The 14,794-nt window shown below is 63.5% G+C and carries 15 protein-coding genes; 12 read left to right on the forward strand and 3 right to left on the reverse strand.

Annotation, left to right across the window (positions count from 1 at the left end):
* The first annotated feature begins 119 nt into the window (after positions 1-119).
* Both hemW and ACFQ6H_RS08080 read left to right on the forward strand, forming a co-directional pair.
* Positions 120-1,346 (forward strand): radical SAM family heme chaperone HemW, encoded by a 1,227-nt coding sequence (gene hemW / locus ACFQ6H_RS08075; RefSeq protein WP_378645240.1) that lies wholly within the window; start codon positions 120-122, stop codon positions 1,344-1,346.
* A gap of 35 nt (positions 1,347-1,381) precedes the next feature.
* Positions 1,382-2,002 carry a hypothetical protein gene (locus ACFQ6H_RS08080; protein WP_378645243.1) on the forward strand — a complete coding sequence of 207 codons (621 nt, stop codon included), beginning with the start codon at positions 1,382-1,384 and terminating at the stop codon, positions 2,000-2,002.
* 32 nt (positions 2,003-2,034) lie between these two features.
* Here the strand turns inward: ACFQ6H_RS08080 and ACFQ6H_RS08085 are convergent, their stop codons facing one another.
* A complete protein-coding gene (locus ACFQ6H_RS08085) occupies positions 2,035-2,358 on the reverse strand; it encodes a type II toxin-antitoxin system VapB family antitoxin (RefSeq protein WP_003944521.1) in 324 nt (107 codons plus the stop codon).
* Between the two features lie 157 nt (positions 2,359-2,515).
* Between ACFQ6H_RS08085 and hrcA the strand changes: the two genes are divergently transcribed.
* The 5 genes from hrcA to ACFQ6H_RS08110 all read left to right on the forward strand — a co-directional run bounded on the left by hrcA (position 2,516) and on the right by ACFQ6H_RS08110 (position 7,710).
* Positions 2,516-3,559, forward strand: a complete 1,044-nt coding sequence (gene hrcA / locus ACFQ6H_RS08090; protein WP_003944583.1) for a heat-inducible transcriptional repressor HrcA — start codon at positions 2,516-2,518, stop codon at positions 3,557-3,559.
* A gap of 80 nt (positions 3,560-3,639) precedes the next feature.
* Positions 3,640-4,791, forward strand: coding sequence for a molecular chaperone DnaJ (gene dnaJ, locus ACFQ6H_RS08095; RefSeq protein ID WP_378645246.1), 1,152 nt, complete (start codon positions 3,640-3,642; stop codon positions 4,789-4,791).
* A 2-nt stretch (positions 4,792-4,793) separates the two neighbouring features.
* Complete coding sequence (locus ACFQ6H_RS08100; protein WP_378645249.1) at positions 4,794-5,555, forward strand: 16S rRNA (uracil(1498)-N(3))-methyltransferase; 762 nt, start codon at positions 4,794-4,796, stop codon at positions 5,553-5,555.
* 123 nt (positions 5,556-5,678) lie between these two features.
* Positions 5,679-6,917, forward strand: coding sequence for an Ig-like domain-containing protein (locus ACFQ6H_RS08105; protein ID WP_378645251.1), 1,239 nt, complete (start codon positions 5,679-5,681; stop codon positions 6,915-6,917).
* Positions 6,918-6,933: 16 nt separating this feature from the next.
* On the forward strand, positions 6,934-7,710 hold the full coding sequence (locus ACFQ6H_RS08110) for an alpha/beta hydrolase family protein (RefSeq protein ID WP_378546813.1): 777 nt from the start codon (positions 6,934-6,936) through the stop codon (positions 7,708-7,710).
* On the opposite strand, the gene ACFQ6H_RS08115 is transcribed toward ACFQ6H_RS08110, so the two are convergent.
* On the reverse strand, positions 7,702-9,306 hold the full coding sequence (locus ACFQ6H_RS08115) for an MFS transporter (protein WP_378645254.1): 1,605 nt from the start codon (positions 9,304-9,306) through the stop codon (positions 7,702-7,704). The two genes, ACFQ6H_RS08110 and ACFQ6H_RS08115, sit on opposite strands and share 9 nt — an antisense overlap.
* 128 nt (positions 9,307-9,434) lie before the next feature.
* Here ACFQ6H_RS08115 and ACFQ6H_RS08120 point away from each other — a divergent pair, with 128 nt between their 5' ends.
* The 5 genes from ACFQ6H_RS08120 to era all read left to right on the forward strand — a co-directional run bounded on the left by ACFQ6H_RS08120 (position 9,435) and on the right by era (position 14,190).
* Positions 9,435-10,130: a TetR/AcrR family transcriptional regulator gene (locus tag ACFQ6H_RS08120; RefSeq protein ID WP_118602585.1), complete on the forward strand. Its 696-nt coding sequence runs from the start codon at positions 9,435-9,437 to the stop codon at positions 10,128-10,130.
* Between the two features lie 112 nt (positions 10,131-10,242).
* Positions 10,243-11,331 carry a PhoH family protein gene (locus ACFQ6H_RS08125; protein ID WP_003944580.1) on the forward strand — a complete coding sequence of 363 codons (1,089 nt, stop codon included), beginning with the start codon at positions 10,243-10,245 and terminating at the stop codon, positions 11,329-11,331.
* 48 nt (positions 11,332-11,379) lie between these two features.
* On the forward strand, positions 11,380-11,922 hold the full coding sequence (gene ybeY, locus ACFQ6H_RS08130) for an rRNA maturation RNase YbeY (RefSeq protein WP_003944525.1): 543 nt from the start codon (positions 11,380-11,382) through the stop codon (positions 11,920-11,922).
* Positions 11,923-11,943: 21 nt separating this feature from the next.
* Positions 11,944-13,248 carry a hemolysin family protein gene (locus tag ACFQ6H_RS08135; RefSeq protein WP_378447894.1) on the forward strand — a complete coding sequence of 435 codons (1,305 nt, stop codon included), beginning with the start codon at positions 11,944-11,946 and terminating at the stop codon, positions 13,246-13,248.
* Between the two features lie 24 nt (positions 13,249-13,272).
* Complete coding sequence (gene era, locus ACFQ6H_RS08140; RefSeq protein WP_230813895.1) at positions 13,273-14,190, forward strand: GTPase Era; 918 nt, start codon at positions 13,273-13,275, stop codon at positions 14,188-14,190.
* A 49-nt stretch (positions 14,191-14,239) separates the two neighbouring features.
* On the opposite strand, the gene ACFQ6H_RS08145 is transcribed toward era, so the two are convergent.
* On the reverse strand, positions 14,240-14,794 hold the full coding sequence (locus tag ACFQ6H_RS08145; RefSeq protein ID WP_378645258.1) for a TetR/AcrR family transcriptional regulator: 555 nt from the start codon (positions 14,792-14,794) through the stop codon (positions 14,240-14,242).

The following is a 14,794-nucleotide window of genomic DNA, read 5'->3' on the forward strand; positions in this document are numbered from 1 at the left end:
AATTCCGACTCGGGGACATATTTCCACGAAAAATGGGGGAAATATCGAGTTCAAGCCACGTGCCGACCTGCATCGCGGGCTGGATAGGTGTGCATTCCGGATGCTGGGACACTGGAGTCGTGAATGCCACCAGTACGACTCCCACTCGACAGAGCGAGGCGACACCCTTCGCCTTGCCCGCGCGATCGCTCGAGGGTGTCGGGAAACGGCCGTTCGGGATCTACATCCACGTCCCGTTCTGTGCCACCAGGTGTGGGTACTGCGATTTCAACACCTACACGGCCGGTGAACTCGGAACCTCGGCGTCGCCGCAGTCGTGGTTGGAAGGTCTGCGGCGCGAACTCGATCTCGCAGCCGAGATGACGGGCGCCCCGGCGGCGGACACGGTGTTCGTTGGTGGCGGAACGCCGTCGCTGCTCGGCGGCGACGGACTGTCCGACGTGCTGTCGGCGGTGTGCAGCAGTTTCGGCTTGGCATCGGGCGCGGAGGTGACCACGGAATCGAACCCCGAATCGACCTCGCCGGAATTCTTCGGTGCTCTCCGTAGTGCCGGATTCACTCGGATTTCCCTCGGCATGCAGTCCGCGGCTCAGCACGTTCTGAAGATCCTCGACCGCACGCACACTCCTGGCCGCGCCGTCGCTGCCGCGAAAGAGGCTCGCGCAGCTGGTTTTTCGCACGTGAACTTGGATTTGATCTACGGAACGCCGGGGGAGCGCGACCAGGATCTCGACGCCTCACTCGATGCGGTTCTCTCCGCCGACGTCGACCATGTCTCGGCCTACGCGCTGATCGTCGAGGACGGCACCGCGATGGCTCGCAAGGTCAGGCGCGGCGAGTTGCCGGCCCCGGACGACGACGTGCTGGCCTCACGATACGAACGAATCGATTCACGCCTGGCCGAAGCGGGTTTGCACTGGTACGAGGTCTCCAATTGGGCAAAAGCGGAAACCGTGGACTCCGGTGACACCCGTTGCCGACACAACCTCGGGTACTGGGACGGCGGTGACTGGTGGGGTGCCGGACCGGGCGCGCACAGTCACGTCGGTGGAGTGCGGTGGTGGAACGTCAAACACCCGGCGCGGTACGCGGAACAGTTGGCGCTCGGTGAACTTCCCGTCGGCGGCAGTGAAGAACTGACGGCCGAGGACGAACACATGGAGCGCGTCATGTTGACCGCACGCTTGCGTACCGGGCTTCCGCTCTCGGAACTGTCTGCATCCGAACGGGTTTCGGCCGAACAGGTGGTCGTCGACGGGTTGGCTGTGATCGAGAAAGATCACGTGGTTCTGACCGACCGTGGTCGGCTGCTCGCCGATGCGGTGATTCGCACGATCCTGACCTGACGCGCCACCATCCTTCGCCGCGTAATGTGGCCGTGGTGGCCATCATTCATCGTGCGCAGTTGAATCCGTCCAAGAACGACTTGCTCCGAGCGTGGGTACCCAAGCAACCGTGGCTCGGCGCCGTCGACTGTTCGACGCTCGAACGCGTCGACGCCTATCGTTTCGACGACCCGGACGGTGAGGTCGGAATCGAGACGCACCTGCTCCGCTCGGCAGACGGTCGAATTCTTCAGGTCCCGCTCACCTACCGTGGTGCTCCGCTGGCCGGGGCGGACGCTGCACTGATCGCAACCATGGATCATTCGGTGCTGGGCGAGCGGTGGGTGTACGACGCGTGCTGTGATCCGGTTCACGTGACCGCGTTGGCGACCGCGATTCTCACCGGCGGTACCGGGGTCGAATTGGTCTTCGCGGATTCGGGCGATCACATTCCGGTGACCGCGCACGTCACGGGCAGCGGTAAGGCCGGGGCGTCGGTACCGGTCGTCGAATCGGTGACCTGCTCGACAGTCGGCACCGACACGATCATCCGCGCGGGAGGCCTGGAACTGACTGTGGCGAGAGTGATCGACGCAGATCGAGTCTCGGACTCGGAAACGCTCACCGGAACCTGGCCGGGGCAAACGACTCCTGCGCTGCTCGTGACTATCGCCTGAGCGTCAGCGGACGCCCTCGATGACACCGGGCGTCAGCGGACGCCCTCGATGACACCGGGCATTGCGTCGAAGTCGAAGACACGCGCGTGCAGTACGACGCGGTTTCGCAGGGCGGAGCGAACCGCTCGGTGCAAGCCGTCCTCGAGGTAGAGCGTGCCGCGCCACTGCACTGCGTGAGGGAAGAGATCGCCGTAGAAGGTCGAGTCCTCCGACAGCAGGCGATCGAGTTCGAGGACCTTCGTGGTGGTCACGATCTCGTCGAGTCGAACCTGACGTGGAGGGAACTTCGACCAGTCGCGTAGAGACAGTCCGTGATCGGGATACGGTTTGCCGTCCATCACGCCTTTGAAGATCATGTGCCGCCTTGTCCGTGGTTGTGCGATCGGCCGTTCACCGATCTCACTCCACAGTAAGGGCAACAGCCGTCTCTGGCGCTCGGGCGATTAGACTGCCAGTGGGAACCGATGTGTAAATGTCGGTGTTCGTTCTGTTCAGGAAACGGAGGTGGCAACGATGTCGAGTACCGACGACAGGCGTTTCGAGGTCTTACGTGCAATCGTGGCCGATTACGTCTCCACCCAGGACCCGGTGGGATCCAAGGCACTGGTCGAGCGTCACAACCTCGGAGTGTCGAGCGCCACTGTGCGCAACGACATGGCATTCCTCGAGGCCGAGGGCTACATCGCCCAACCGCACACCAGTTCCGGGCGCGTCCCCACCGACAAGGGATACCGCGAGTTCGTCGATCGCATCGCCGACGTCAAGCCCATGTCCGGGCCGGAGCGTCGAGCGATCCTCGAGTTCTTGGAATCAGGCGTCGACCTCGACGACGTCCTGCGTCGAGGTGTGCGACTGCTCGCGCAACTGACCCGTCAGGTCGCGGTTGTCCAGTACCCGTCGCTGTCCGCTTCGTCGGTTCGCCACCTCGAGGTGGTCGCGCTGACGCCCGCGCGTCTGCTCCTCGTTCTCATCACCGATTCCGGCCGCGTCGATCAACGAATCGTCGAACTCGGGGACGTTCTCGAAGACGAGGATTTGTCCCGGTTGCGCACGCTTCTCGGCGGAGCACTGGAAGGCAAGCGCCTGGCCGCCGCGTCGATTGCCGTGGCGGAACTGGCCGACGAATCTCCGGCCGACCTGCGCGACGCCGTGATCCGGTCGGCAACCGTTCTGGTCGAGACCCTGGTCGAGCATCCGGAAGATCGCCTTGTCTTGGGCGGAACCTCCAACCTCACGCGCAACGCCGCCGATTTCTCCGGTCTGGCCGGCTTTCCCGGATCGCTGCGCGCAGTGCTCGAGGCACTGGAAGAGCAGGTAGTGGTCCTGAAGCTGCTCGCTGCGACGCAGAATTCCGGCACGGTCACCGTTCAGATCGGTGAAGAGACGCAGGTCGAACAGATGCGCGGAACCTCCGTGATTTCGACTGGCTACGGCGCGGCCGGTACCGTTTTCGGTGGTGTCGGTGTGCTCGGACCCACTCGGATGGACTATCCGGGAACAATTGCATCGGTTGCCGCCGTTGCCAGATACATCGGCGAAGTTCTCTCCGAGCGATGACGGACGTCGACATTCGTCGACACACCTCCTCGCGAGGACTGAGGAAAACCTAGAAGTAAGAGAAGGACGAGAGACTCAACGTGGCACGGGATTACTACGGATTGCTCGGCGTCGACAAGAACGCGACAGACCAGGAGCTCAAGCGCGCTTACCGCAAGCTGGCACGCGAACTGCACCCGGACGTCAACCCTGACGAGGCGGCGCAGGCCAAGTTCAAGGAGATCTCGACGGCCTACGAGGTCCTGACCGACCCCGAGAAGCGTCGCATCGTCGATCTCGGCGGAGACCCGCTCGAGTCCGGTGGCGGCGGAGGTGGTGGCTTCGGTGGTGGCTTCGGTGGCGGCGGCCTCGGCGACGTCTTCGAAGCATTCTTCGGCGGCGGTGGCGGCGCAGGACGTGGCCCGCGCGGTCGAGTTCAGCCCGGAGCCGACTCGTTGCTTCGCACCAAGCTCACCCTCGCAGAATGTGCGACGGGAGTCAGCAAGCACGTGACCGTCGAGACGGCGATCCTGTGCGACAGCTGCACCGGTGCCGGAACCAACGGCGACTCCAAGCCGGTGCGCTGCGAGACCTGCAACGGTGCCGGTGAAGTTCAGTCCATCCAGCGTTCGTTCCTCGGCCAGGTCATGACTTCGCGTCCCTGCCCGACGTGCCGCGGTGCCGGTGAGACCATCCCGGATCCCTGCCACAAGTGTGGCGGCGACGGCCGAGTTCGGGCCAAGCGTGACATCACCGTGAAGGTTCCCGCGGGCGTCGCCGGTGGCATGCGCATCCGTTTGACCGCGCAGGGTGAAGTGGGCCCCGGCGGCGGACACCCCGGCGACCTCTACGTCGAGATCGTCGAGCAGCAGCACGACGTCTTCGTTCGAGACGGTGAAGACCTGCACTGCACGATCCGCGTTCCGATGGTCGACGCAGCGCTCGGTACGGCTGTCACCGTCGACACCATCATCGACGGCCCCAAGGAAATCACCATCGAGCCAGGCACCCAGCCCGGGCACGTTGCTGTTCTTCGTGGTCACGGCATGCCGAAGCTGCGGTCGGGAGTGCGCGGCGACGTCCACGCTCACCTCGAAGTGGTCATCCCGAGCCGTCTCGATCACAAGCAGTCCAAGCTGCTCAAGGAATTCAAGCTGCTCCGCGATCGTGACGAGGCCGAAGTTGTCTCGACCAACTCGCAGAACAGCGGTGGATTGTTCTCGCGTCTTCGCGAAGCATTCAGCGGCCGCTGACGGTGGCCGCAACGGTCTTCTTTCTCGACCCGGTTCCCGGTGTCGGTGAAATCGCGGTTCTGGACGGGCAGGAGGGTCGCCACGCGGCGACCGTCCGTCGGATCGGCGTCGGCGAGCGTTTGGTTCTGGCCGACGGTCGTGGCCGGGTAGCCGATGCCGAGGTGACGAGCGTCGGCAAGGATCGCCTGGAACTGTTGGTCGGTGACGTCCAGGTTCTGCAGCAGCCCAAGCCGCTGGTGACACTTGTTCAGGCACTTCCCAAGGCCGAGCGTTCCGAGTTGGCAGTCGAACTGGCGACTGAGGCGGGGATCGACGCGGTGATTCCGTGGCAGTCCCTGCGGTGTGTGGCCAAGTGGGAGGGACCGAAGCTCGCCAAGGGCGTCGCACGCTGGAGAAGTGCCGCCGTGTCTGCGGCGAAGCAATCTCGGCGCGCATTCGTCCCGGAGATTTCGGAGCTGCACAAGACGGCGGCGGTGATCAGGTTGGTTCGCGACGCCGTTGCCCGCGGCGCTGTGGTTGCGGTGCTTCACGAATCGGCGACGACGCCGTTGGCCGGCTTGCCGCTGGCGAGCGCGGACGAGGTCTTTCTGGTTGTCGGTCCCGAGGGTGGACTGGACGATTCGGAGATCAGTGCGTTGTCGGAGGCCGGGGCCACTCCGGTGCTTCTCGGCCCGACGGTCCTGCGTACGTCGACCGCCGGAGCCGTCGCTCTGGGCGCAATCGGAGTGCTGACCGATCGCTGGGGACCGCGACCACTGCACTGATCTTGCTGTGATCCCGAGCTGAATTGGATCCGGCGCTCAGCGAAGTGTCAGATTTGCGCACTATCGTAAGGACGTCGGGGGTCGCCTTCGGCGTGAGTTGGTTCGGGGATTTCAGGAGGCCAGATGTTGTCACGTGCGCATATGCGAATCGTTGGAGCGGTGTGTGCCGCGGCGGCGATGATCCTGGTCGCGGGGTGCACAGTCTCCACCGGAGACAACGCGGGTTCCTCCAGCAGTGCCGTCACCACCACACCGACCAGCGAGGCGCTCGTCACCGTCACACCGGCGGACGGCGGAACCCCGGTGAGTCCGCTCGATCCCATCGAAGTCCAGGTCGCGAAGGGAACGCTGACGACCGTCGCGCTGACCAATCCCGAAGGTAAGGAAGTCGCCGGCATCACGACCCCGGACAAGACGTCCTGGAAGCCGAGCGAACCGCTCGGGTACGGCAAGACCTACAAGTTGATCGTCGACGCCGTCGACGCGAATGGTGTTGCCACGACCAAGAACACGACGCTGACCACTGTCGCGCCGAGTAATCAGACCCGTGCGTACATCAATACCACCGGCGGCGCCTCGATCTCGGACGGTGGCACGTACGGCGTCGGCACGGTCGTTGCCGTCCATTTCGACGAGTTGATCGGTGACAAGGCTGCGGCCGAGAAGTCTCTGCTGGTCACAACCAATCCGCCCGTACAGGGATCGTGGTACTGGGTCGACGGTCAGAACGTTCACTGGCGTCCGCAGAATTACTACGCACCAGGCACGACGGTGTCTGTGAACGCGAACATCTACGGCAAGCAGTTGGGCAACGGTCTGTACGGCCAGCAGGACGACACCGTGTCCTTCAAGATCGGTGACTCTCACGTCTCGGTCGCCGACGACAACACCAAGATGGTGACGGTCTACGAAAACGGTCAGGTGATCAAGGAAATGCCGACCTCGATGGGAATGGGCGGCACCGAGACGATCGGCGGCACGACGCTCTCGTTCTGGACCCAGCCCGGCACGTACACCGTCATGGACAAGGCCAATCCCGTGATCATGGATTCGTCGACCTACGGCCTGCCGATCAACTCGCGCCTCGGGTACAAGGAATCCATCAACTGGGCCACCCGCATCAGCACCGACGGCATCTATCTTCACGAGTTGGAGAGCACCGTCTGGGCGCAGGGAAACACCGATACCTCGCACGGTTGCCTCAATCTCAGTGCGGCCAACGCCAAATGGTTCTTCGATTTCTCGCAGCCAGGAGACGTCGTCGAGATCAAGAACACCGGCGGCGCTCCGCTGGAGGTCTGGCAGAACGGCGACTGGACGCTCTCGTGGGCCGACTGGGCCGCAGGCAGCGCCCTCGCCTGAGAAAAGATTTCCTCCGGTGCCTCGATTCAAGATTCCTTACGGTCCACACGAGCAGCAGTTCGGGCATCTCTACGTTCCCGACGGAGCCGCTGACGGCCCGATCCCGATCGTCATGCAGATCCACGGCGGCTTCTGGAGCGGGCAGTACGGATTGACTCTGGGCACCGCGTTTGCCGTCGAACTCGCGCGGCACGGCGTCGCGGTGTGGAACATCGAATACCGCCGTCTCGGGGCGGGCGGTCGTTGGCCGGAGATGTCCGCCGACGTGAAAGCCGCGTACGACGAGATCCCCGGACTGGTTGCCGCGAAGTCTTCGGCCGAATTCGATCTGAATCAGGTACGCCTGCTCGGGCATTCGGCCGGCGGACATCTCGCCGTGTGGCTGGCGGGGGAGAAAGACACGTTCACCCGACCCGAACGGGTCGTTGCCCAGGCTGCCGCACTCGATCTGGCGTCGGCAGGCGAGCGTGGACGACGGATCAGTTTCATCGAGGATCTGTTCGGCGTTCCGTTCGACGCGGACCCGGATCTGTATCGCAGTGCGTCGCCGCAGCATCGACTGCCGATCGGCGTTCCCGTTGTGTGCGTCACGGGTGCGCAGGATCTGCAGGTGCCGGCCAAGGTGAGCTCCCGGTATGCACAAGCTGCCGAAGCGGCTGGTGATCCCGTGGCGCTGCGTGTGATCGAGGGCGAAGGACATGATGCCTTTCTTTCACCCTCGACCGAGTCCTGGCGGGTCTCCCGCGAGTTGGTTCTCGCCGAAGACCCGCTGGCTCCGATCACGTCAGACTGACGCGGGGCCTTCTTGCACAGTGGCTTTCTTGCCCGGCAGGATGAACGCGACGACAACTGCGCCCACGAACAATGCAAGCCCGCCCGCCCAACTGGCCGCCGAAATCGCGTCGGCATAGGCACTGCCGGCCGCCTCGAGCAACGGCTGTGCCTGAGCTGCAGCCAACGGGTTGCCTGCCATCTCTTCGGCGACCAACGAAGCGCCGCCGACGGATTCGCCCGACACCTCCATCGCGTACGCGGCCTGTTGCGCAAGTTCGCCCGTCAACTGCGGAACCTGCATGCCATTGATGAATCCGGCAATCGAATCCTTGTAGCTCGCAGCGAGGATCGAGCCGAGGATCGCGATTCCCAGCGAGCCGCCGAGTTCGATGGCGGTGTCGTTGAGGCCACCCGCAGCGCCGAGATCGTCCTCGGAGAAGTTGTCCATGATGGCGTCGGTGGCCGGCGGTTCACTGAGGCCGATGCCCAGGCCGAGCAGGATCAGTGGGACTGCGAACATCCAGTAGCCCGAATCGCCGTCGACCTGCGTGAGAATCAGAACGCCGATCGCGGCAACCACCATGCCGCCGACGATGGATGCCCGGACGCCGATCAGCGGAGTGATCCGCCCACTGACAACGGCGCCGATCGAAACGGCAATTGCCAAGGGCAGCAAACGAACACCGGTTTCGAGTGCGCCGTAGCCGAGGATGAACTGGAACTGCTGTGAGATGAAGTAGATGGCGCCGAAGGCGGCCAGGAACAGCAGAAGTACGGCGAGCGTCGCGCCGCCGACCATTCGCTGGCCGAGCTTACGGACGTCGAGCAGTGGCTGCGGGTGACGCAGTTCCCAGACGACGAACGAGACGAGGCCGATCGCAGCGAGTACGGCGGCACCGATGGGTCCGCCGGTCCACCCGAAGTGGAATCCGTTGATGATCGAGTACACGAGCGAGCCGATGGTGACCACCGAGAGTGCGCCGCCGATCCAGTCGATCCGGCCCAGGTGCTCGGCCTTGCTCGGCGGCACCAGAATTACGGCGGCGACGGCAGCGACTGCGGCGATCGGGACGTTGATCAGGAAAGTGATGCTCCAGGAATGACTGTCGAGAATCCATCCGGCCAACAGCGGACCGAGTGCAATCGCGAGACCCGATGTCGCCGCCCACGCCGCGATGGCGCGTGATCGCTCCGCTTTGGGAAAGGTAGCGACCAGAAGGGAGAGCGTCGCGGGCATGATGATCGCGGCGCCGACGCCCATGATCATTCGTGCCGCGATGACGGCGTTGGTGGTGTCCGCGATGCTGCCGAAGACGGCGCCGCCGGCGAACACGGCGAGTCCGGCGAGAAGTGCGCCGCGGCGACTGTACTTGTCACCGATCACGCCGAACAGCAGCATCAATGCGGCGTAGGGGACGGTGTAGCCGTCGATGACCCATTGGAGTTGAGTGCTGGTGAGGCCGAGGTCTCTGGTCATGTCCGGAGCAGCGACGATCAGCGCGGTGTTGGCCATCACGACGATCAGCAGGCTCAGGCACAACACCCCCAGGGCGGCCCATCGCCGTGAGTACGGCCGGTCCATTTCCGAGACAGGTTTGCTCATGAGTGTCGTCATGGCGCGACTCCGTTCCTGATGATCGAAGAGACTCCTCGATCTATTTGCACACTGATGTGTAAGTTAATAACTTGCACACCGATGTGCAACTATGATTGACCTAGATCACAGTTGGGCAGTCGAAAGAGGTGGAACGCGCGTTGACGCATTCGGGCACAGTCGTTTCGGGAACTGCCGAATCGGGCGGACGGCAGCGTCGTAGTCAGGCCGCGGCCAATCGCAATCGCATCATCGAGGCGGCCATCACGGCGTTCGCTGCTGATCCGGATGCGAGCATGGACGACGTCGCAAAGGCCGCCGGTGTGGTCAGGCGAACCGTCTACGCGCATTTCGACAGCCGTGAGGCCCTGATCAACGGCATCGTGGACGAGGCGTCGACCGATCTCGTAGCTGCGCTGAGCCAAGCCGGCGAGCCGCCCGAGCGCCCGGATCTGGCGACTGCCGTACTGGCATTGCTGTCATGGCCGGTCGGTGATCGCTTCCGGATGCTGCTCAGCTTTGCTCGCAAAGAGTTGGGGGAGCAGCGGATTCTCGATCTGATGGAGCCCGCGCGCGCCGTGAGTATCAGCGTCGTCGAGCGCGGTCAGCGTGACGGAACCTTCTCGAAATACCTGCCGGCCGAGACTCTGGTAGCGATGACCGAGGCGATCACGATCACTTTGTTCGATCAGGCCAACAGTGGGCTCATCACGGACTCGGGCGAATCCTTTGCCGCCGTGTGCCTGGTCATCGCGGGTATCAGTCCGGACAGAAGCTCCGAGATCGTCGCCGAAGCGTCGGAATGGATCCGCGAATCGCTGCCGCCCGGTCGCCGCGAGGATTGAGCCGCGACGATTAACAAGTGGGCCGTGTCCGACTCTGGCGCTAGACTTCGAAGTATCGAGGCTCACGAGTCGAGTGGGCTGATCGGACCAGAAAGCAGGCCATATTCACCACGTGAGTGAACACAGTGAACTCGACGGGAACCGTGTAACCACCATCACCGAGCGCGCTCTGCCCGCAGAGCGCACCGTCCGTTCGAGTATGGATCTGGCGCCGGAGACCGTGCGTCAAATCCTGGGGGCGACGGACGAGAATCTCACCGCGATCGAACGTGAGCTTCGTGCCGACATTCATGTACGTGGCGGAACCATCTCCTTGTCGGGGACGGCTGCAGACGTGGCGCTGGCAGAACGTGTGTTCAGTGAGTTGGCGTCGCTGGCCGGTCGGGGGCAGCCCATTGCTCCGGACGCTGTTCGACGAACCATCGGCATGCTCACCAACGAGGTCGGCGAGTCTCCGGCCGAGGTGCTCTCCCTCGACATTCTTTCGCGTCGGGGCAAGACGATTCGGCCGAAGACCCTCAACCAGAAACGCTACGTCGACGCCATCGACGAGAACACCATCGTGTTCGGAGTCGGCCCGGCCGGTACTGGCAAGACCTACCTCGCCATGGCCAAGGCCGTTCAGGCGTTGCAGGCCAAGCAGGTCTCTCGGATCATCTTGACCAGGCCGGCAGTCGAGGCCGGCGAGCGACTGGGCTTTCTGCCCGGCACGTTGCACGAGAAGATCGATCCGTACCTGCGCCCGCTGCACGACGCATTGCACGACATGATGGATCCCGAGGCGATTCCGAAGTTGATGCAGGCCGGGGTCATCGAGGTCGCTCCGCTCGCCTACATGCGTGGCCGCACGCTCAACGACGCCTTCATCATCTTGGACGAAGCGCAGAACACCACGGCCGAGCAGATGAAGATGTTCCTGACCCGTCTCGGGTTCGGTTCCAAGATCGTGGTCACCGGAGACGTGACCCAGGTCGATCTGCCGGGCGGAGCCCGCTCGGGTCTGCGTGCGGCATCCGAAATCCTCACCGGGATCGACGATATTCATTTCGCCACTCTCGACAGCAGCGACGTCGTACGTCATCGGCTGGTCTCCCACATCGTCGACGCTTACGAGCGTCACGAATCGGATCGGTCCGGCGAGTTGGCGGTCGGAAACCGTGCGCAGCGCCGCGCTGCACATGCTCATTCACCGCGACGGTAGGCTGAGCGACGCATCAACCCCTACTTTTCCCAGGAAAGAGCGTCGCACATGAGCATCGAGGTCTCGAACGAATCGGGCATGGACATCTCCGAACCGGAGTTGATCAGCGTTGCCCGTTTCGTGATCGCTCGGATGGATGTCCATCCGGCGGCCGAGCTGTCGATGGTTCTCGTCGACTCCGCGACGATGGCGGATCTGCACGTTCGCTGGATGGACCTGCCGGGCCCGACCGACGTCATGTCGTTCCCGATGGACGAACTCGAGCCGGGTGGCCGTCCCGATTCCCCCGAGCCTGGGCCGTCGATGCTCGGCGACATCGTGTTGTGTCCGTCTTTTGCTGCGGATCAGGCCGACAAGGCCGGGCATTCACTGGCTCACGAATTGGCACTCCTGACCGTTCACGGTGTGTTGCACCTCCTCGGCTACGACCACGCGGAGCCGGAAGAGGAGAAGGAGATGTTCGGCTTGCAGAACAGCCTCCTCGAAGAGTGGTACGAAGACCTTCGCCGTATCGACCGCGAAGCAGCGCTGGCCGAACGTGATCAGAAGCTGCTCGGTAAGACGGGTTTCGTCGACGGAGTGGACCGATAACAGTTATCCGGGGGTTCTGTAGTGAGTAGCGCCATAGCGCTCTTTGTTCTGGCGATTGCTCTTGTCCCGGTCGGTGGTGTCTTCGCGGCCGTCGACTCGGCGCTCAACACCATTTCGTCGGCGCGCATCGACGAGATGGCGAAGGAAGAGCGAGCCGGTGCGGCGCGAGTGCAACGCATCCTGACCGATCGTCCGCGATACGTGAATCTGATGGTCCTGCTTCGCATTTTGTGCGAGATCACGGCCACCGTCGTACTCGTGGGCGGCCTGATCGACGTCCTCTCGTTGGGCTGGGCGCTGACCGTCACCGCGGTGATCATGGTCCTCGTCTCGTACGTGGTCATCGGCGTCGGACCGAGAACGCTTGGGCGCCAACATGCGTACTCGATCGCGATGGCAGCGTCTCTGCCACTGCTCTGGATCGGTGTTCTGCTCGGGCCGATCAGTCGCGTCCTGATCCTCGTCGGTAACGCCTTGACCCCGGGTAAGGGCTTCCGCAACGGTCCGTTCGCTTCGGAAATCGAGTTGCGCGAACTCGTGGACATGGCGCAGGAACGCGGCGTAGTGGCCGACGAAGAACGCCGAATGATCCAGTCCGTCTTCGAGCTCGGAGACACGTCGGCGCGCGAGGTGATGGTGCCCCGCACCGACATGGTGTGGATCGAGAACGACAAGAATGCCGGGCAGGCAACGTCGTTGGCAGTCCGGAGTGGTCACTCGCGCTTGCCGGTCATCGGGGAGAACGTCGACGACGTGCTCGGAGTCGTCTATCTCAAGGATCTGGTCAAGCAGACCTACCACCTGCCTGACGGTGGACGAAACGTCAACGTCTGCGACGTCATGCGGCCCGCAGTGTTCGTTCCCGACTCGAAGCCGCTCGACAGCTTGCTGGCCGAGATGCAGCGCGACCGTAACCACATGGCGATCCTCGTCGACGAGTACGGCGGAATCGCCGGGCTTGTCACGATCGAGGACGTCATCGAGGAAATCGTCGGTGAGATCGCCGACGAATACGACGAGGACGAGACGCCGCCGATCGAGGATCTCGGTGACGGAATGTTCCGCGTATCCGCAAGGCTCCCGATCGAAGACCTCGGTGAATTGTTCGATCTCGAACTCGAACTCGACGAGGTCGAAACCGTCGGCGGGCTGATCGGATACGTACTCGGCCGTGTTCCACTTCCCGGTTCCGAAGTGGAGTACGACGGTTTGATCCTGCGCGGCGAGGGAACCAATACGGGCCGGGGACGGGTACGCATCAGCACGGTGTTCGTGCAGCGCATCCCGCGGTCCGAAGACGAAGAGACAGAAGACACCGATGACTGAGCGAGTGTTCAGCGAGGAGCAGTTATGAGCAACAACGAATTCCGGTCAGGCTTCGTGTGTTTCGTGGGTCGACCCAATACGGGTAAGTCCACGCTGACCAACGCGTTGGTCGGCAGCAAGATCGCAATCACGTCCTCGCGCCCGCAGACGACGCGCCACACGATTCGCGGCATCGTTCACCGCGAGCATGCGCAGCTGATCCTGGTGGACACCCCGGGACTGCACAAGCCCCGCACCTTGCTCGGGCAGCGTCTCAACGACCTGGTTCGTGACACCTACTCCGAGGTCGACGTCATCTGCCTGTGCATCCCGGCTGACGAGGCCATCGGGCCCGGCGACCGCTGGATCGTGCAGCAGGTCCGTCAGATGGCGCCCAAGACCAAGCTGGTCGGCATCGTGACCAAGATCGACAAGGTCAGCCGCGACGCCGTCGGCAAGCAGTTGCTCGCGCTGTCCACCCTGCTCGGCCCCGAATCCGAGGTTGTCCCGGTGTCCGCGCAGTCGGGCGAGCAGGTCGAGATCCTGGTCGACGTCCTTGCCGGTCTGATGGACGAGGGCCCGGCCTTCTACCCGGACGGGGAGTTGACGGACGAGCCCGAAGAGGTGCTCATGGCCGAACTCATCCGTGAGGCTGCGCTCGAGGGCCTCGGTGAAGAATTGCCGCACTCCTTGGCCGTGGTGATCGAGGAGGTCATCCCGCGTGAGGGTCGCACCGAGAAGCAGGGCGAGATGCTCGACGTCCATGCGTTGCTCTACGTCGAGCGGCCCAGCCAGAAGGGCATCGTCATCGGTAAGGGCGGCGCGCGGCTGCGGGAAGTCGGTACCAGTGCGCGCCTGCAGATCGAAAAGCTGCTCGGTGTGCGGATCTTCCTGGAGTTGCACGTCAAGGTCGCCAAGGATTGGCAGCGCGACCCGAAACAGCTCGGCCGGCTGGGCTTCTAGGGCCTTCGGCCCCGTGAGTGGTTAAGGAGTCCAGGGACTGCTTAACCACTCACAGGGGCCGAAGGACCCTGAGGATCGCCGCACCGATGTCTTGATCGTCGACGCCTGTAGCCAGGCGTCGGAGTTGCAAGCCGGTGATGACGGCGACGAGAGTGGATGCAATCGACTCCGGATCCGGTGTACCGAGTGCCGTCAAGATCGTGACGGTCAGATCGTCGTATGCGGCAAAGCATTCGACCGCCACCTGATGTAGCTCGTGGTCTCGGCCGGCGGCGATGTACATCTCGAACGGCGCGATCCGTTCGGCGGAGAACGACAGGTCTCGCGTCACCTTCTCGGCAATTGCCGCGGCGTCCTCGATGCTCAGACCTTTGTCGCGGTACTCCTCGGCCAAGGCTCGCAGGCGCGTCGTCTCGTCTGTCACGAAACGAGACAGCGCAGCCCGAAGCATGTCCGACTGGCTGGCGAAGTGATACGTGATCGATCCGAGTGAGACGCCCGCCTGCGCTGCGATGCGCCGGTTGCTCACGCCGGGGATGCCGTCGGTACCGACGACGTGCAGAACGGCATCGAGTATTCGCTCGCGAACGTCGCGGTTACTCAT

The organism is Rhodococcus sp. NPDC056506, from assembly GCF_042794945.1.
Lineage (GTDB): Bacteria > Actinomycetota > Actinomycetes > Mycobacteriales > Mycobacteriaceae > Rhodococcus_F.

Excerpts from the sequence above, each read along its gene's own strand:
- ACFQ6H_RS08085 (WP_003944521.1), bottom strand. The coding sequence starts at position 2,358 with ATGATCTTCAAAGGCGTGATGGACGGCAAACCGTATCCCGATCACGGA.
- hrcA (WP_003944583.1), top strand. The coding sequence starts at position 2,516 with ATGTCGAGTACCGACGACAGGCGTTTCGAGGTCTTACGTGCAATCGTG.
- ACFQ6H_RS08105 (WP_378645251.1), top strand. The coding sequence starts at position 5,679 with ATGTTGTCACGTGCGCATATGCGAATCGTTGGAGCGGTGTGTGCCGCG.
- ACFQ6H_RS08115 (WP_378645254.1), bottom strand. The coding sequence starts at position 9,306 with ATGACGACACTCATGAGCAAACCTGTCTCGGAAATGGACCGGCCGTAC.
- ybeY (WP_003944525.1), top strand. The coding sequence starts at position 11,380 with ATGAGCATCGAGGTCTCGAACGAATCGGGCATGGACATCTCCGAACCG.
- era (WP_230813895.1), top strand. The coding sequence starts at position 13,273 with ATGAGCAACAACGAATTCCGGTCAGGCTTCGTGTGTTTCGTGGGTCGA.
- ACFQ6H_RS08145 (WP_378645258.1), bottom strand. The coding sequence starts at position 14,794 with ATGAGTAACCGCGACGTTCGCGAGCGAATACTCGATGCCGTTCTGCAC.